Here is an 18,339-nt window from a genome sequence, read left to right as displayed (position 1 = left end):
TGTAAGTCGAAAGGGGCACTGTTATTGGAAAAGTTGAAAGTCGGTGTAATCTGCTATCCCTCTCTAGGGGGGTCCGGGGTTGTAGCAACCGAGCTTGGAAAAATGATGGCAGATAAGGGCCATGAAATGCATTACATCACATCGAGTAAACCGTTCAGATTTCTGGATGCACACCAAAATATACAATTCCATGAAGTGAAAATCGATGGTTACTCGGTGTTTAAATATCCACCTTATGATATCGCGCTCGCCAACCGTATTGCGGAAGTAATCGAGACAGAAAAACTTGACCTTCTTCATGTCCATTATGCTGTACCTCACGCGGTATCGGCTGCACTTGGTAAAGATATGGCGAATTCCACGATTGGCGTCATCACGACGCTACATGGAACAGATGTAACTATTCTTGGACATGATCCGGGACTGCGAAACACAGTGCGTTATGGAATCGATAAATCTACGATTACAACAGCTGTGTCCGAATCGCTTCGATTAGAGACATTGGAATTGATTCAACCGAAAAAAGATCTGGTAACTATTTATAATTTCATCGATGAAAACAAATACCATCCGGTCAATCCTGGTACACTAAAAAGCGATTTTGGGATTAAGTCGGATGAAAAAGTGATTGTCCATATTTCGAATTTCAGGAAAGTGAAACGAATTCCCGATATTATTGAAAGTTTCAGGGGCGTATTGAAAGAAATCGATGCAAAACTGCTTCTTGTCGGGGACGGACCTGAAAAAGTGGAGATGGAAGCGCTCGTTATGGAATTAGGTTTGCAGGCTCAAGTTATTTTCACGGGAAAACGGGATGACTTACCTGAACTTCTAGCTATCAGCGATGTCATGTTTCATTTGTCGGAAAAAGAGGCGTTCGGCCTTGTTCTGCTGGAAGCGCTCGCTTGCGGATTACCTTCAGTTGCGACAGATGTCGGTGGGATTCCGGAAGTGATTGAAGATGGTGTCAACGGTTTTCTTGTCCAAGTGGGTGATACAAATGCGGCAACACAAAAAGCGTTGCTACTATTGAAAGACGATGACTTACGTGCTACATTCAGGGAAAACGGACTGATAACAGCGGCAGACAAGTTCCATTCATCTACAATCGTTAATCAGTATGAAAAACTTTATTATGAGGTGGCGGGTAATAAATGACGACATCATTCGGAACCGTGCCGAGCCGCGAAGTTATCCATATCCTTGAAAATGCAGGATATGAAGCTGTTTTTGTCGGAGGTGCGGTACGGGATCACCTTTTAGGGAAAACGGCGACGGATATCGACATTGCAACTTCTGCGGAACCTAAAGAAGTAAAAGCAGTATTTCCGACAACTGTAGATATTGGTACAGCACATGGTACGATCCTTGTGTTGATGAATGGTGAACCGATTGAAGTGACTACTTACCGGACAGAAGGCACGTATACAGATCATCGTCGACCGGATGAAGTTCATTTCGTCAAATCTTTACAGGAAGATTTACGGAGACGTGATTTTACGATAAATGCGCTGGCGATGACAAAAGATGGTGAGCTAATCGATTTGTTCGGTGGTAAGGCAGATATGGCTGAACGAATCATTAGAGCTGTAGGAAACGCAGCAGATCGGTTTAACGAAGACGCACTCAGAATGTTCAGGGCTATCCGTTTTACTGCTGTCCTTGGTTTTGATATAGAAGAACAGACACTTAAAGCGATTCGTGATAATGCTACGCAAATTCGTTACATATCCGTAGAAAGACTAAAAGCTGAAATGGATAAATTATTTGCAGGTGATTATGTAGTTAAAGCTTTTCACAACATACAAAATACAGGATTAAATTTACATTTGCCTCTATTTCCAACAGACACCGAAAAACTCAACCGTACTGTGCCATTCGAATCGGCAGTTGAAGGTTGGGCTTGTTTTATGATTGTAGGTAACTTTTCACCGTCGGATGTTGCAAGAGCGTATAAATTATCAAACGTTGAAAGAACATTTCTATCAACCGTAAAAGATGCGTACGTGAATCGAATGGATTATCAATTTACGCTTGATGATTATTACAATTATGATTTAGCTACTTTGATTACAGCTGAAAAGTTGATTCGATCAATTCACGCTAATGGCGAAGCAATTTCATTTACGGAAATTAAAAAGATGAAACAGTCACTACCGATTCAGTCCATAGCAGATCTTTCTGTAGACGGTAAAAAACTGATGGAGTGGACAAGCCAAAAGGGCGGCAGATGGATCGGTGAATGGATAGGGAAAATCGAACAAGCCGTCTTGCACGGGACATGTAAAAATGATCCAAACGACATAAAGGAATGGTTTCTATATGAATTCAATCGTGAAAAATGAATTGTTGAAAAGACTGTTCGAAGCAGAAGGCGAACCCGTCTCCGGACAAGAAATTGCTGATCAATTCGGGTTATCAAGGACTGCCATTTGGAAATACGTAAAAGAGCTCGAAAAGGATGGCTACGTGATTGGGACGATTCGAAAAAAAGGGTATTATCTTATCGAATCACCGGATCGGGTGAACGAAGCGAATGTACAAAAATATTTAACAACAAAAAAGTATGGTCAGCACATCCATTATTACGAAACGTGTAAGTCGACGCAGTTAATCGCGCATGATGAAGAACAGAACGGTGCGGCAGATGGAACTGTTGTTATAGCGGAAGAACAAACTGCTGGTAGAGGCCGTATGGCGCGTCCATGGAGCTCCACAGCGGGTAAAGGGATTTGGATGAGTGTAATTACACGGCCATCACTAACACCACAACAAGCCCCACAGATGACGTTAGTTGCAGCGGTCGCTGTAACACGTGCCATTCAGGAAATGACAGGAATTGATCCAGATATTAAATGGCCGAATGATATCCTGATTAAGGGAAAAAAAGTGACGGGTATTTTAACGGAACTTCAAGCAGATCCAGATCAAGTAAAGGCAGTCATTCTAGGGATTGGCATGAACGTTAACCAGAACGAATCGGATTTTCCGGAGGAACTCCAAGGCATAGCTACATCACTAAAAATGCTAACCGGGAAGCCCATTGATCGTTCGCAATTGATTGCAAAAACGCTTGGATTTCTTGAAATATATACTGAACTCTATGTTAAACACGGATTTGGGCCGATCAAGATGTTATGGGAAGGCTACTCTAATACGACTGGGAAACGAATTCGAGCGGTTATGCTCAATGAAACGATTGTCGGGACAGCTCTCGGTATCTCTGAAGAAGGTGTACTCGAACTTAAACTTGATGATGGTACCATCCGAGGTATCTATTCGGCAGATATCGAACTTTCAAATTGATCGCTATACATGTAACATCCAATTTGTTATAGTAGTTTCGAAGGGCGGTATCTAGTGTGAACTGCACCTGTTAGAAATTTCGGTAAACTTAAATTCAATATGATCTGCCTTGATCTTTACTAAAAGACAGGGACGGAGGAAACCATCACAAGATGATACAACCCTTCTGTCCATTTTTTGGCGCAGAAGGGTTTTTATATCCGGTTTCTTCTCAAAGAGAGGGGAATAATACTATGAAAAGCACAGTTGATTTTATCAAAATGAAAAAGGCCAATGAAAAGATTGTCATGCTGACGGCTTATGATTATCCATCAGCAAAACTTGCGGAGGAGGCGGGAGTCGATATTATTCTCGTGGGTGACTCACTAGGAATGGTCGTTCTCGGCTATGATTCGACAATCGCGGTTACGTCAGAAGACATGATTCATCATGGCAGCGCGACTAGAAGAGGGGCGAAGGAGACGTTTCTTGTTGTTGACATGCCATTCGGATCTTATCACGGTAGCGCAGACAGAACACTAACAGATGCGGTCCACATTTTTCAACAAACAGGTGCTAATGCATTAAAGCTTGAGGGTGCAGGGAACGTGGTCGAAACGATTCGCCTCCTAACTGGAACAGGAATTCCGATTGTGGCACATCTTGGTCTATTGCCTCAGTCGGCATCCGTTGTCGGCGGTTATAAAGTACAAGGGAAGACGGCGGAAGCGGCTCAGCAACTTATAGATGATGCACGTGCGTGTGAAGCAGCAGGGGCATTTATGATCGTTTTAGAATGTATTCCTTATCAGCTCGGGGAACAAGTTGCTGCAGCAGTTTCGATACCAATAATCGGCATTGGTGCAGGAGCGGGAACGGATGGCCAAGTGCTTGTATACCATGACACTGTGAAGTATGGCAGTCATCACGTCCCGAAATTTGTTGAGGCGTTTGCGGATGTTGGAACAGTTATCCATGAAGGTTTGAAAAAGTATGTGTCGTCAGTGAAAGATGGGTCATTCCCGGCAGAACGCCATCGTTTTACGATGAAAGAGGAAGAATTAACGGCGTTATACGGAGGCAATACGGATGGCAATTGAAATGGCGGTCGTTCACTCGATTGAGACCCTGCAAGGTATGATTGATCGTAATAAACGCGAGGGTCGTACAGTAGGATTCGTGCCAACGATGGGGTTTTTACACGAAGGTCACTTGACGCTTGTGAAGCATGCAAGAGAGCACAATGATATCGTTGTCATGAGTATTTTTGTCAATCCAGCACAGTTTGGCCCTGGAGAAGATTTTGAAGCCTATCCTCGTGATGTAGAACGTGATGAAAGTCTGGCTAAAGAGGGAGGGGTCGACATTTTGTTCATGCCGACTTCAGAAGAAATGTACCCGCAAGACGGCGGTGTTCGCATCTTGCCGGGACCTCAGTCAAAAGTTCTATGCGGAGCATCCCGTCCCGGTCATTTCGACGGCGTTCTGAAAGTTGTCTTGAAACTTTTTAATATTGTTGACCCGGACCGTTCATATTTTGGTATGAAAGACGCGCAGCAACTGGCGATTATTGAGACGTTTGTTCGTGATTATAACTTGAGAACGTCAATTGAACGGGTTCCTATTGTACGCGAGAAAGATGGCCTTGCGAAAAGTTCTAGGAATGTCAATCTTACTCAGATGGAACGTGCAGAGGCACCAATTATCCAGCAAGCACTTAAAAAGGGTGTATTGTTGTTTAATGAAGGTGTTTCGATCAATGAAATTGAACGGGAAATCACAGCTTATATTACGGAAAATAGTTCGGGCATAATGGATTATGTTTCGCTGCTGTCTTACCCGGAACTTACAGAATACGATGATTCGTCAGACGAGGCGATTCTTGCATGCGCTGTGAAATTCGGAAGAACAAGGTTAATAGATAATACAATTATGTCAACAAAGGATGGTTATCATGTTCAGAATGATGATGAACAGTAAATTACACCGAGCAACTGTAACAGAGGCTGATTTAAACTATGTCGGGAGCATTACGATTGACGCTGATCTCCTCGACGCAGCAGGTATGTTGCCAAATGAGAAAGTACATGTAGTTAACAACAATAATGGTTCACGCTTTGAAACGTATATCATTGCAGGGGAACGCGGGAGCGGTGTTATTTGCGTCAACGGCGCGGCTGCACGACTAGTGCAGCGTGGCGATATCGTTATCATCCTATCTTACGTCTATGTGACGGATGAAGAAGCGCGTACGCATGAACCGACCGTTCTTATCATGGATGAAAAAAACCGAGTGAAAGAAATTATTCGCGAAAAACAAGGTATGACTATCTAATTAAAAAGGGCTCATTTTGAATCGGTACGCATGATTCCGAATGAGCCTTTTATATATCTTGTCAATTTGTATATATTGAAATAAAGTACTTCATTGAATTTGCCGCCGCTCTCGGCTGACCCTTATAAGGTGTCTTGGTTCAGTTGATAGAAGTATTCATTTGTTCAACATATATATGGGCTTAGTACCGACTCGAAAGCCAGAATGTGATACAATCTGCAGTAGTATGTTAAACAGGAAGTTGATGATTGAATGCACAACAAAACGTATGCAGTCGTCGATCTTGAAACAACCGGCCATTCACCGGCTAAAGGGGACCGGATGATTCAAATCGCGATTGTGTTTATAAAAGATGGAATAATTGGGGAGAAGTATGTCCGTTTTGTAAATCCAGGACAAAAAATCCCAGCTTTCATCCGTCAATTGACGGCTATTTCCGATGAAGACGTGAAAGACGCACCGTTTTTTGATGAAATTGCGGCAGAAGTTGCCACCCTTTTGGAAGGGACGGTATTTATAGCACATAATACTGACTTCGACTTGTCTTTCCTCCAAAGTGAGTTTGCGAGATGCGGTGTTGGTAAGTGGGCAGGGAAGAAAATCGACACGGTTGAACTTTCTAAAATCTTAATCCCATCCGCTCCAAGTTACAGGTTACAAGATATTACTGAAGAGCTTGGGATACCGCTGGGGTCGGCCCATCGCGCTGATGATGATGCAGAAGCAACTGCAAAGCTGTTTCTTATTTGCATGACTAAATTGCATACATTACCAGAGGATACGCTGAATCTTCTGCACCGTAGATCGTTTCGATTGAAATCCGATCTTTCGACCCTTTTCTACGAAGCGCTAAAAATGGCGCGGATGAAAAAAATAAGCCCGGATTATTCATTTTTCCGGGGAATCCCTTATCGGAATATGTCCATTGCAAGGGATAATCACTTTGATCATCCTGTGTACCCAATTGACAATCAGGAGAAAACGGCTCAATTGAAAAAAGCTTATCCTGATTTTGAGCGAAGGGAATCGCAATTTGGGTTTATGGATACAGTGTGGCTTGCATTGTCTGGACAATCAGAAATTATTGCAGAAGTGCCGACTGGAATCGGAAAAACCATGGCTTATCTCTTACCAGCAGCAATTCATTCAATAGCGATTGGGAAACCAGTGGTTATCAGTACATACACCAATCATCTTGCTGATAAAATATTGGACGAAGAACTAGGTAAAGCCAGACTAATACTTGGATTTGATGTGACTGCGACCGTATTGAAAGGTAGAGAACAATACATTTCACTTGGTAAATTCGAGGAACTGCTACGAATTGCTGATGAGTCGTACGATGAAACGTTTGCCATCATGCAAACGCTTGTCTGGCTTACGGAAACTGTGTCCGGTGATTTGGAAGAACTGAATGTATCGGGTGGAGGCCAGCTGTTTGTAGACCGAATTCGAAAGCGGTCCAATGTGCTTGCAAAAGATGAACAAGTTGCTGATTATCATTACAGGTTGCTGGAAAGATGCGGACATTCAAATTTAATCATTACAAACCATTCCATGCTCCTTTCTGATATGAATAGAGAGCAAAAGATTTTCAGCTCACTCGCTGGACTCATTGTCGATGAGGCCCATCAATTTGTTCAAGCGGCAACATTTATGAATGAAACCGTATTTTCCTACACGAATTGGAAGTATGTAATGGGACAAATAACGTCTGATGCGACGGGACAACTGTTGCATCAGGTTGATAGGCTTAATACTCAATTCGGAACAAATCAATCTCGCAGTAGAGCTCAGTTGGATTCTGCATTCATGAAGTTTTTGACATTGTTCGATTATGCGGTAGGCATCTTGACTACATTTAACCCTGCAAAGCGCAAGAAGCAACAGGGCAACAGAATCATTTATTCGTTAGCTGAACTGAACTATGGTAGAAACGATTTTTCAAAAGTTGCTGAAGCGATGTCAGACTACATTCATCAAGCTGAATTGTTCACAAGTGGCTTAGCAATTCATCTTGACAATATGACCAAGAATGAACAGGCACTACTTTCGGAATGGGATTTTTGGGTCCGTGAAATGACCATCAAAGCGGGAGAATGGGTTGAAGTCTTTGTAGATGAAAATTTAGATGATTTTACAGTTTGGATGGAAAAAGATATGCGCAGTATTCCGGGGAGTCTAACTGTTATCAAACGTTCACTAGATGGATCTGGGCTGATTCGTGCGCTCATTGACAGGCTGAAGGATGAACAAACCGGCATTGTGTGGACATCTGGAACACTTGCGATTCCGGAAAATGAGCGTTTCATTGCAAGACAGCTGGGTATCACTGATTCTATACCACTCTTAACATTTGATGCGCCTGCCCATTTCTATGAAGGTGCGGAAGTATTCATTGTTAATGATATGCCTGATATTCAGCAAGTCAGTCAATCAGATTATATCGAAGCCGTTACAGATGCGGTCGTTCAGACTGTCTTGGCCACGGGCGGAAGGCTCTTTGTCTTGTTCACTTCACAAGATATGCTCAGAAAAACCTATGATCTAATATCGGAAAGTCAGCAGTTAGAGGATTATACGTTGTTTGCACAAGGAATTAGTTCAGGTAGTCGGATCCGATTATTGAAGTCTTTCAGGCAGTTTACTAATTCCGTTCTATTTGGAACGAACAGCTTTTGGGAAGGTGTTGACGTACCTGGGGATGCGTTGGCTGCCGTTATCGTCGTCAGGCTACCGTTTTCATCCCCAGAAGAGCCAGTTTACAAGGCGAAGGCGGCTAAGCTGACGGCTTCTGGGCTGAATCCATTCACTGAGCATGCATTACCAGAAGCGGTTATGCGATTACGGCAAGGTTTCGGCAGACTCATTCGTTCATCTTCAGATAAGGGCTTTTTCATTATTTTGGATAGGCGGATTGAAACAAAGTCGTATGGCCCGCGTTTCTTGGAGGCATTTCCAAATGTACCTGTGAAAAAAGTGTCACTCGAACATATGGTTAATGAACTCGAAAATTGCTATAATGAATAGGTATCTTAAAGGAAGCGAGTCATAATGATTCGAAAAAAACATTTTTACGACGTACAGGACGTGAAGATTTATGCTGAATTGGATTAAATTCATCGTCGTCTTCCTTATAATGTTAACTTCGGTCATCACCGTAATGGTTTTAGTTAATGCCGAAAAACCTTTTTCGGCGGCTAAAAAGGCAGCAATCGAATCCGCGGTTCAATCGGGACAACTCGCATCAGTAAGTTCTGCTGATGTTTTCAATGGTACAATTCCGACTGTAACGGTATTCGGTGTGGACGCGGATGGCAAAGAAAAAGCGGTCTTCGTTGATGAAAACTCAAAAGATGGTTTTAAAGAAGTGAAGTTGACGGATGGGATTTCGGCAGAAAAGGCTGTTGCAAACGTCAAAAAGGAACTGGATGTAAAAAAAGTTCTTCATGTAAAGCTTGGCCAAGAGGAAGAGGGCCCAGTTTGGGAAGTCGCATTTAAAAGTGATAACGGAAAACTTAATTACGTTTATGTGTTTTTCGAGAACGGTCAATGGTGGAAACGAATATTGAATCTCTAAGGGAGCGATACAATTGACGAAATCATTAGCATCCAGGGTGAATACTCTTTCGCCATCAACGACGCTTGCCATAACGGCAAAAGCGAAAGAAATGAAGGAATCAGGTATAGATGTAATTGGTCTTGGAGCGGGAGAGCCTGATTATAATACACCTGCTAACATTATTGAAGCGGCGTATACATCGATGAAAGAAGGCAAGACGAAATATACGCCTGCCGGTGGTCTGCCTGCTCTAAAAGATGCCATCATTCAAAAGCTACAAAAAGACCAGGGATTAGACTATTCTAGAAAAGAAATCATGATTGGGATTGGTGCAAAGCATGTACTATATACTTTGTTCCAAGTTATTCTCAATCCGGACGATGAAGTAATCATTCCATCGCCTTATTGGGTCAGTTATCCAGAACAAGTGAAGTTAGCAGGAGGAGTTCCTGTACATATCGAAGGGACTGCCGCAGCACAATTTAAAGTGACGGCCCAGCAAATCCGTGACGCGGTTACATCTAAAACAAAAGCAGTCATCATCAACTCGCCGGGAAATCCGACAGGCATGATTTACTCAAAAGAAGAATTACAGCAAATTGCCGATGTTTGTCAAGACAAAGACATCTGGATCATTTCGGATGAAATTTATGAAAAACTTGTATATGATGGGGCAAAACATGTTTCCATTGCCCAGCTCTCCGATGACGCGAAAAAAAGGACACTGCTTATTAATGGCGTATCCAAATCACATTCAATGACTGGCTGGCGGATTGGTTATATAGCGGGTGATGCAGAAGTTGTTAATGCGATGACAGATCTTGCAAGTCACTCGACGTCAAATCCGACGACAACTTCCCAGTATGCGACAATCGAAGCCTATAACGGGCCGCAAGATGCAGTTGAAACGATGCGTAAAGCTTTTGAGTCTCGTTTGGAACAGGTCTATCCGCAACTATCGGCTATTCCTGGGTTTAACGTTATTAAGCCGCAAGGCGCTTTCTATCTTCTTCCGGATGTATCAGAAGCAGTTAAGAACACAGGGTTTGCGAATGTGGATGATTTCGCAGCAGCATTATTGACGACAGCAAATGTCGCTGTAATCCCTGGATCTGGTTTTGGTTCTCCGGATACTATTAGGTTGTCTTATGCAACATCAATCGAATTACTTGAAGAAGCAATTCGACGTATTCATGCATTTGTAGAAGCAAATTGGAAAGAATAAGAAAAGCACAAATGCCTTGGTAGATCCGACAAGCGCTGGAGGGCCTTAAAACTTAAGGCCTGAAGCGACAGTAGTAGGCATCTTAGGATCGCGACATCCTGTCGCAACAGCTACATAACCCACGTCCTGTGGGCCAAGGGGCTGGACGCTGGAGTCTGGACACTACTCCAGTTGAAAAACTTATACTTTCATGTCTTTTAAAAAATAGAGAAGTTTAACTTTCGGAGGTTATTATGAAAACAATCATGATACATGAAATGCCAAACCACGCTGGTGAAACAGTTCGTATCGGTGGATGGCTTGCCAATAAACGCTCTAGCGGAAAAATTGCTTTCCTACAGCTACGTGACGGTTCGGGATTCGTCCAAGGAGTCGTAGTTAAAGAAGTTGTCGGCGAAGATATTTTTGCAAAAGCAAAATCAATGACACAAGAAAGCTCTCTTTATATTACAGCAGAAGTAACTGTAGATGAGCGTTCTACATTTGGTTATGAACTACAAGTGAAAGAAATTGAAGTTATTCATGAAGCAGTCGATTATCCAATCACACCGAAAGAACATGGAACTGAGTTTTTGATGGACCACCGTCATCTATGGCTCCGGTCTCGTAAACAGCATGCTGTTATGAAAATCCGCGACGAAGTAATTCGTGCAACGTATGAGTTTTTCCATATGAACGGATTTGTTAAAGTAGATCCTCCCATTTTGACAGGTTCTTCACCAGAAGGGACATCTGAACTGTTCAAAACAAAATATTTTGATGAGGACGCATTTCTTTCACAATCAGGTCAGCTCTACATGGAAGCTGCGGCTATGGCACTTGGAAAAGTGTTCTCATTTGGGCCGACATTCCGTGCAGAAAAATCAAAAACACGCCGTCATTTGATTGAGTTTTGGATGATTGAACCTGAAATGGCTTTCGTTGAGTTTGAAGAAAGCTTGGTTGTACAGGAGCAGTATGTGACGCATGTTATTCAATCAGTGCTACAAAACTGTCCAATTGAACTAGAAAGACTTGATCGTGATTTGTCTAAGCTTGAAAAAATTCAAGCGCCATTCCCACGTATTTCATACGATGATGCCATCAAATTCCTGAATGATAACGGCTTTGATGACATTAAATGGGGAGAAGATTTTGGAGCGCCGCACGAAACAGCGATTGCTGAAAGTTATGATATGCCAGTATTCATCACACATTACCCAATCGGCATCAAGCCGTTCTACATGCAACCACATCCTGACCGAGACGACGTTGTCTTGTGTGCGGATTTGATAGCTCCTGAAGGTTACGGAGAAATCATCGGTGGTTCTGAACGAGTTCATGACTATGAGCTGATGAAACAACGAATTAAAGAGCATAACCTAGATGAGTCTGCTTATGAATGGTACTTGGACCTTAGTAAATATGGGGCAGTACCGCATTCAGGATTTGGGCTCGGACTTGAACGTACTGTCGCTTGGATTTCCGGTGTAGAACACGTACGTGAAACGATTCCGTTCCCACGTCTATTGAACAGATTGTATCCTTAATACCTAAATAGAAGAGAGGAGTTCGGACATGCAACACGAAGAACGGCTCCGAATTTGGATTGAGCAGGGGAATGTAAACATTTCCCAGCTCTTTTTTCACAATTATAAAAGTCTCGGGATCAAAGATTTGGACGCAATGCTAATCATGCATATGACAGCATATAAATCCGAGGGCAATCATTTCCCAACTCCTAACGAGTTTGCAAGTCGTATGGATTTAACGGAAAATGAAGTATCCATGGTTTTACAACGTTTAATGCAACACGGTTTACTCCGAATTGGTCAAAGTGAAGATCAAAAAGGGGTTTTACATGAAACTTTTTCTTTGCAGCCATTGTGGGATCGATTAGTCGATCAGATTGCATTCGCAACGAATGAGGCTAAGGAAGAGACCCATAAGAACGCGGAAGGAGAAATTTTTTCGCTGTTTGAACAAGAGTTTGGACGCTTTCTGTCACCAATGGAGTGCGAATCAATCACGATGTGGCTGGATGACGATGGACATACAGTCGAAATTATCCGTGCAGCATTAAAAGAAGCTGTCATAGCACAAAAATTAAGTCTCCGGTATATCGATCGGATTCTTTTTGAGTGGAAAAAGAAAAATGTTAAGACATTGTCTGATGTTGAACGTCAAACAAAGTCATTCCGGACCGTAGGGACACGTCCGTCACAGCAGCCAGAAAAAACTGTTTCGGTAAAACGTGTTCCTTTCTATAACTGGCTGGAAGAACGGGATTAGGTGGGAGTACATGCTGACAAAAAAACAATGGGAATTTTGCCTTGAACAATTTGGCGAAATGTTCCCAGATGCACATTGTGAACTGGTGCATGACAATCCTTTTGAATTGACAATAGCAACGCTGCTATCTGCCCAATGTACGGATGTTCTCGTGAATCGGGTGACGGCGGAGCTGTTTAAAAAATATAAAACACCTGAAGATTATCTAGCGGTTGATGTCGAGGAACTACAAACGGATATCAGGTCGATTGGATTATTCCGCAATAAGGCGAAAAATATTCAAGCCCTAAGTCAAATGCTTATTGATAATTTTGATGGGGAAGTACCGGCTAATCGTGACGTTATGATGACGTTACCAGGCGTTGGCCGTAAAACGGCGAATGTTGTCGTATCGAATGCATTTGGCATACCTGCTATTGCTATCGATACACATCTAGAGCGTGTAGCGAAGCGACTTGGTATGAACAGGTGGAAAGATTCAGTGCTAGCTGTTGAAGAAAAAATCATGCGCTGGACACCAATGGAAAAATGGACAGATACGCATCATCAAATCATTTTTTTCGGAAGGTATCATTGTAAAGCGCAAAATCCCGGATGTAATGTTTGTCCACTCCTGCCGTTATGCAGGGAAGGGAAGAAGAGGATGAAAGCAAATGCCAAATGAAGTAAATCGTATAAGTAAGGAGCTACTGGCACCTTATTTTGATCAATGGGAAACAGTACGGGATCAAATTGAAGCTTTTTATGACCAAAAAGATCATCAAGCAGTTGAGTTGATGAATGTGGCGATTGACAATTATAGTGAATTACTTGAACAAGGTGGGAAAGTGTTAGATGACCGTAAAGGAAAGGTTGTTTATACGTTACTTCCACTGAATGGCATAGAGCGTTTCGAATTTGTGAAAGATAAAATAACGAGCCATTACGCTCATGTTCAACTGGATGCTCTATTTACAGAAACCAAAAAGAAAGTTGCCAGATTGGCGATACAAAAGAAATAAAAAAGCAGAAAGCGAAATGCTGATTAGGCATTTCGCTTTCTGCTTTTTAGTTTAGTTACGGGGAACCAGTACCGTCATCAGTAGTGGTTCCATCAGTCCCGGTTCCTGGTTCTGGTGGAACCGGGGTGCCGGTCCCATCATCGGGGGGCGTACCCTCGTTACCGCCATTACCATTGTTGCCGTTATTACCGTTATTACCGTTGTTGTCATTGTTACCGTTATTGCCGTTGTTCCAGTCGTTACCGTTATTGCCATTGTTCCAGTCTTCACCATCTGGGTTTTCAGTATCAATTTCTTCATCAGGTACTGGGACTTCTTCGGTAACCTCTTCAATCTGAACGGTCGTAGTAGCTGGACTACTAACTAAGTCGTCGAGTTTAGCAACGACGGAGAACGTATATTTCCGACCAGCTTCGGCTCCTGAGAATGTAACTGACGTGTCTGTTGTCGTTGTCATTTCTTGCATATCGCTACCATCCACACCCACTAATACGGTGAACTCTACATTGCCTATGATAGCTTCCGAAACTGGAGCATTATGGGACCAGTTTAAATCAATAGAACTCGTTTCTTCATTATATTGAGCAGCCAAACTATTTGGTGCTTCAAGTTCGATAATTTCTTCTTCAGCAACTTCTACGGGCGCAGTTCCTCTGACGAATAGTTCTGTACGCTTCCTATTGCTAGGTGTCGTCCGACTTGCTAAAACAAGTGGATTTGAACCGTATTCAATCGTCGCTTCCTCCACAGAGTCAGGTTTTTGGAACCGTGATGTATTTTTCCCAGCAGAAATGTCACTCATGACCATGCGAAACAGATTTTGAGGGACATACCTGCCTTTATCGAATGTAGTGATAGGTGTTGCATATTTCTCGTAACCACCCCATACGGCAATTGTGTAATCTGTCGTATAGCCAGCAAACCATGAATCGGGAACGTCTGAATTTTTCAAGCCGTTCTTTGTTATGATTTCAGATGGATAGTTTGTTGTCCCAGTTTTACCGGCAATATCCAGACCTGAAATAGCTGCTTTGGTTCCTGTTCCGGCTGTTAATACTTCACGTAAAATGTCCGTTACCATATATGCAGTCGAATCTTTCATGACTGTTTCTGATTTTGGTGTCATGTTAGGTGCTTTTTTTCCATCTCTAAAAATAATTTCCTTGATGGCATACGGTTTTGTGTAATTCCCACCGTTACCAAAGGCTGAATAGGCTCCTGCCATTTGAAGTGTAGAAAAATCATATTCTCCGCCGCCAAGTGCATTGGAAGAATTCAATTTATCAAACGGAAGTCCGAGCCCTTTCGCAAAAGCGCCTGCCTTTGCAGTTCCGACCTCTTCAAACACTTTTACTGCAGGAATGTTGCGGGATTTGTATAATGCTTCTCGAATTGTCATGGTCCCTTGATATTTACCGTCGACGTTCCGAATGGCTTTATCTGTCCCTTTATAGTTGTAAGGTTCATCTACGACCGTATTTCCTGTTGACCAGCTAAGGTTTTCGATGGCTGGGCCGTAAGAGAGAATCGGTTTAATCACCGATCCGGGTTGACGTTTTTGGTCTGTAGCAAAGTTCCAGTCCGTTCCAGAATAATTACGCCCTCCACCGACTGCAACGATTGCACCCGTTTTGGTATCAAGAACGGTCATTCCGGCTTGCATTTTTTCGGATTCATATAAATCGTTCGTATTTAATGCATTCTCCACAGATTGCTGAGCTGCAGGATCCAAATTCGTTTGAATTTTTACGCCTTCAGCAAGCAAGTGTGACATACCCGCTTCTTCCAATTCAGAGAGCACAAGATCGACATAAGCTGGGTATTTTGTGTTGCTAACCTGTCTTTTGTCGTCAGCCAGTAATGTTCCTGTGACTGGCATCGCCTGTGCTGCTTCCATTTCGACTTTAGTAATTTTTTTATGCTGGTACATTAGCCCAAGTACGATATTGCGTCGTTTTTTAGCACGAGCCGGGTTTTTATAAGGATTGTATCCGTTTGGACTTTGTGGAAGTCCTGCTAACATAGCGACTTCGTGTAGTTCAAGTTCATTCAGATTTTTACCATAAAAGTATTTTGAAGCTGTTCCAAATCCGTAGTTATTTCCGGACATCAGAATCTTATTAAAGTACATTTCAAAGATTTCTTCTTTTTCATACTTACGTTCAAGCTGGAAAGCGAGCCATGCTTCTTGTGCCTTCCTTTTTAACGTTTTCTCTTCTGACAGGAATGAGTTCTTAATGACCTGTTGGGTAAGTGTGCTCGCTCCTTGAGAACCGAAACCACTTCTAAAGTTCGCGATGACTGCACCACCAAGCCTCCAAAAATCCATCCCGTGGTGGGAATAGAAACGGACGTCTTCCGTTGCAAGTATTGCATCTTGCATCGGGTCCGGGATTTCAGCGTAGGGAACGAACTCCCTTTTTTCAGCGCCCGATTTCATGAAGACATCACCGTGGATATCAAGTAAATCAGATGATAAGGGGTCTTTTAAAAGGTTTTCGTCGAGATCAGGTGCAGAACTTGCATAAAAAGCGAATAAGCCCGCGCCGCCAACTAGTATGGCAACTCCGATGGCGACGATTGCCAGAACTATCTTCTTAATGATGCCTTTTCCCTTATTCGTCTTTTTACTTTTTTTCTTTGCGCGTTCTGCCTCAATGTTTTTCCGGCGTCCAGCTCTTGAATATATATTATCGCTCATACATCTTCCTGCCTTTCAGTTGCATTGTTTGATGTCGTTGTCATAATAGACACCGCTTTTAAATAATCGAGCCTTGGATTGAAACGTGGTAGAATCTCCAAGGACATGGTCTCAAACTCTATAAGTGTGATCGATTTTCTTCCACCTTTTTTCATTCTTTCCCAATATTTCTCAAAATTATCATAAGGGACGATAAAATAGCGGTCAAGCGAAGTGAATTTGACAATGAAAAAAACAACTCCACCTTGCTTTGACACAGATTGCATATGTTCCACTTGATGGTCATGAATATTTTGCAATGGAAAAGATGTCGCACTCTTGGTTTCTTTTGCTTCGAAATCAATATAGTTCCCTTGCCATACTCCGTTAAAGTCAGTTGTAGACGGTGTCCTAAAATAGGCTTCGGTTATGACAGCGGCACTTCGCTCCGGATAATTCACGTTTACGACTTGGATTGGAACGGGTTTCTTATGGATGACAGCAATGCCGCGACTTAAATAGAACTCATTCGTTTCATTCAATTCATCTTCCAATGACTTCCCTCGGTTACTGAATGAAAGATCGACTTTTTTTTGATGGCCTATCTTCTGAATGGGTATATATTTCTTGCCGTTCGGATAGCGTATTGTCATAGGTATCACCTCGCATCTCACTATCATACCATATCAATTGGACGGATTAGTGCTCGGAAAGTTGCAATCTAATGTCCAGATATTGAACAAGCTTAAACCTATTCAATAAATCGGAAATAATTATTTATCATATAGGGCGTAAAAAATGTGGCGATATAGATAATGAAGGCTACTAATTAGGACAGCCGATAAGAGTAGAAAGGGGAGTGGATACAAGAAAGGGAACAAGGTATGTGAATAAAATGTAACGATAAAGCTGTTATATCATAGAAGAATGGACATCCAATTACAATCCAAAATAAGCCGATTGCCGATTAGTACAAGGCAGTCAGCTTATTATTTTCGTAAACATAATCTAGTTCCTACATTTTAATACCTCACCCAGCTTAGCCCAGTAGTACCTTCACCTGCATGTACGCCCACACAGACGCTGAGGGGGAGAACTTGTACTTTCAAGTTTGGGAATTCCTGCAATAGCTCTTCTTTCCAACTTTCAGCATTCATTACATTGTTACAGTGGATCACTGCGATTTCTGGGATGCTGCTATTTTCCATGTCGCTGCGCAGTAAATCTGTCACATTTATTTTAGCTCGTTTATTGGCACGAACTTTTTCTTTCATCACTGGTTTTCCATCTTCAAACGAGATGACCACTTTAATATTTAGCAAATTACTTAGAAATGCTTGTGTTCCAGAGACACGACCGCTTTTATGGAGCTGATTTAGATTAGCAGGTATGAAGGATAACTTGGAATTTTCCGTCATTTTTTTGATGGCTGCAACGACTTCTTTAATGTCATGTCCCTGTTCTAGTAGTTCATTGCCAATTTCAATCATTTTGATCATCGGATAGGAGCCGATTTTCGAGTCAATTGGATAGACCTTGAAGTCTACCATTTGTGCAGCTGTTTGCGAGCTATCAAATGTGCCGGATAGGCCGCTAGACACATGCAAGGCAATTGCGCAATCATAGCCTTGCTCCTGTAGTTTTTCATAAAGGGCAACCATTTCACCAATAGCGGGTTGGGATGTTTTGGGGGGATTTTTGGCAATACGTAATTTGTCGTAAAACTCTTCCTGTGTCATATCGACTGTTTCTTTAAAAACAACATCAGCAAATACGATACTCAATGGTAATATATGTACGTTATGTTTTCGTATAAAAGATTCGTCTAGTTGTGCAGCTGTATCAGTAATCCAAGCGATTTTCGTAGCCATTAACAAAGTTCTCCCTTAATGATGCATATTTTAACGTTGAAACAAGCTATCTATTATCGTTAATGTACCTTACACGTTAAAGGAGCACTAGTATTAGTTGTCATATAGA

16 protein-coding genes are annotated in these 18,339 nt (G+C 42.3%); 13 read left to right on the top strand and 3 right to left on the bottom strand.

The window, feature by feature from the left end:
• Positions 1-24: 24 nt before the first annotated feature.
• The 13 genes from bshA (at position 25) to ACGLYD_RS10090 (ending at position 13,679) form a co-directional block, all read left to right on the top strand.
• Complete coding sequence (gene bshA, locus ACGLYD_RS10150) at positions 25-1,158, top strand: N-acetyl-alpha-D-glucosaminyl L-malate synthase BshA (RefSeq protein WP_067210332.1); 1,134 nt, start codon at positions 25-27, stop codon at positions 1,156-1,158.
• Positions 1,155-2,345 carry a CCA tRNA nucleotidyltransferase gene (locus ACGLYD_RS10145; RefSeq protein WP_187045120.1) on the top strand — a complete coding sequence of 397 codons (1,191 nt, stop codon included), beginning with the start codon at positions 1,155-1,157 and terminating at the stop codon, positions 2,343-2,345. The genes bshA and ACGLYD_RS10145 overlap by 4 nt, the downstream gene beginning before the upstream one ends.
• Positions 2,323-3,306: a biotin--[acetyl-CoA-carboxylase] ligase gene (locus tag ACGLYD_RS10140; protein WP_338656377.1), complete on the top strand. Its 984-nt coding sequence runs from the start codon at positions 2,323-2,325 to the stop codon at positions 3,304-3,306. The genes ACGLYD_RS10145 and ACGLYD_RS10140 overlap by 23 nt, the downstream gene beginning before the upstream one ends.
• Before the next feature lie 233 nt (positions 3,307-3,539).
• A complete protein-coding gene (panB, locus tag ACGLYD_RS10135; protein ID WP_399632786.1) occupies positions 3,540-4,385 on the top strand; it encodes a 3-methyl-2-oxobutanoate hydroxymethyltransferase in 846 nt (281 codons plus the stop codon).
• Between the two features lies 1 nt (position 4,386).
• On the top strand, positions 4,387-5,265 hold the full coding sequence (panC, locus tag ACGLYD_RS10130; RefSeq protein ID WP_340742619.1) for a pantoate--beta-alanine ligase: 879 nt from the start codon (positions 4,387-4,389) through the stop codon (positions 5,263-5,265).
• The gene (gene panD / locus ACGLYD_RS10125; RefSeq protein WP_187045118.1) at positions 5,240-5,620 is read left to right on the top strand and encodes an aspartate 1-decarboxylase; all 381 of its coding nucleotides are present in this window, start codon (positions 5,240-5,242) and stop codon (positions 5,618-5,620) included. Before panC ends, panD begins: the two co-directional genes overlap by 26 nt.
• A 252-nt stretch (positions 5,621-5,872) precedes the next feature.
• Entirely contained in the window at positions 5,873-8,650 is a 2,778-nt protein-coding gene (dinG, locus tag ACGLYD_RS10120) for an ATP-dependent DNA helicase DinG (protein ID WP_338656379.1), read from the top strand.
• 70 nt (positions 8,651-8,720) lie between these two features.
• Positions 8,721-9,200 carry a DUF5590 domain-containing protein gene (locus tag ACGLYD_RS10115; protein ID WP_187045116.1) on the top strand — a complete coding sequence of 160 codons (480 nt, stop codon included), beginning with the start codon at positions 8,721-8,723 and terminating at the stop codon, positions 9,198-9,200.
• Positions 9,201-9,213: 13 nt separating this feature from the next.
• Positions 9,214-10,407: a pyridoxal phosphate-dependent aminotransferase gene (locus ACGLYD_RS10110; protein WP_255428446.1), complete on the top strand. Its 1,194-nt coding sequence runs from the start codon at positions 9,214-9,216 to the stop codon at positions 10,405-10,407.
• Between the two features lie 233 nt (positions 10,408-10,640).
• Positions 10,641-11,936 (top strand): asparagine--tRNA ligase, encoded by a 1,296-nt coding sequence (asnS, locus tag ACGLYD_RS10105; protein ID WP_067210314.1) that lies wholly within the window; start codon positions 10,641-10,643, stop codon positions 11,934-11,936.
• 28 nt (positions 11,937-11,964) lie between these two features.
• Positions 11,965-12,678, top strand: coding sequence for a DnaD domain protein (locus ACGLYD_RS10100; RefSeq protein WP_399632783.1), 714 nt, complete (start codon positions 11,965-11,967; stop codon positions 12,676-12,678).
• Positions 12,679-12,688: 10 nt separating this feature from the next.
• Positions 12,689-13,342 (top strand): endonuclease III, encoded by a 654-nt coding sequence (gene nth / locus ACGLYD_RS10095; protein ID WP_067210310.1) that lies wholly within the window; start codon positions 12,689-12,691, stop codon positions 13,340-13,342.
• A complete protein-coding gene (locus ACGLYD_RS10090) occupies positions 13,332-13,679 on the top strand; it encodes a YpoC family protein (protein WP_187045115.1) in 348 nt (115 codons plus the stop codon). Before nth ends, ACGLYD_RS10090 begins: the two co-directional genes overlap by 11 nt.
• A gap of 55 nt (positions 13,680-13,734) precedes the next feature.
• Here ACGLYD_RS10090 and ACGLYD_RS10085 read toward each other — a convergent pair whose 3' ends face one another.
• The 3 genes from ACGLYD_RS10085 to ACGLYD_RS10075 all read right to left on the bottom strand — a co-directional run bounded on the left by ACGLYD_RS10085 (position 13,735) and on the right by ACGLYD_RS10075 (position 18,230).
• Positions 13,735-16,380: a transglycosylase domain-containing protein gene (locus ACGLYD_RS10085; protein WP_399632780.1), complete on the bottom strand. Its 2,646-nt coding sequence runs from the start codon at positions 16,378-16,380 to the stop codon at positions 13,735-13,737.
• Positions 16,377-17,012: a Holliday junction resolvase RecU gene (gene recU, locus ACGLYD_RS10080; protein WP_067210303.1), complete on the bottom strand. Its 636-nt coding sequence runs from the start codon at positions 17,010-17,012 to the stop codon at positions 16,377-16,379. Before recU ends, ACGLYD_RS10085 begins: the two co-directional genes overlap by 4 nt.
• A gap of 369 nt (positions 17,013-17,381) precedes the next feature.
• Entirely contained in the window at positions 17,382-18,230 is an 849-nt protein-coding gene (locus tag ACGLYD_RS10075; RefSeq protein ID WP_187045113.1) for a DegV family protein, read from the bottom strand.
• Between the last annotated feature and the right edge of the window lie 109 nt (positions 18,231-18,339).

Source organism: Sporosarcina sp. SG10008, assembly GCF_044569405.1.
Classification (GTDB): Bacteria; Bacillota; Bacilli; order Bacillales_A; family Planococcaceae; genus Sporosarcina; species Sporosarcina psychrophila.
This window is presented reverse-complemented; position numbering and strand designations above follow the sequence as displayed.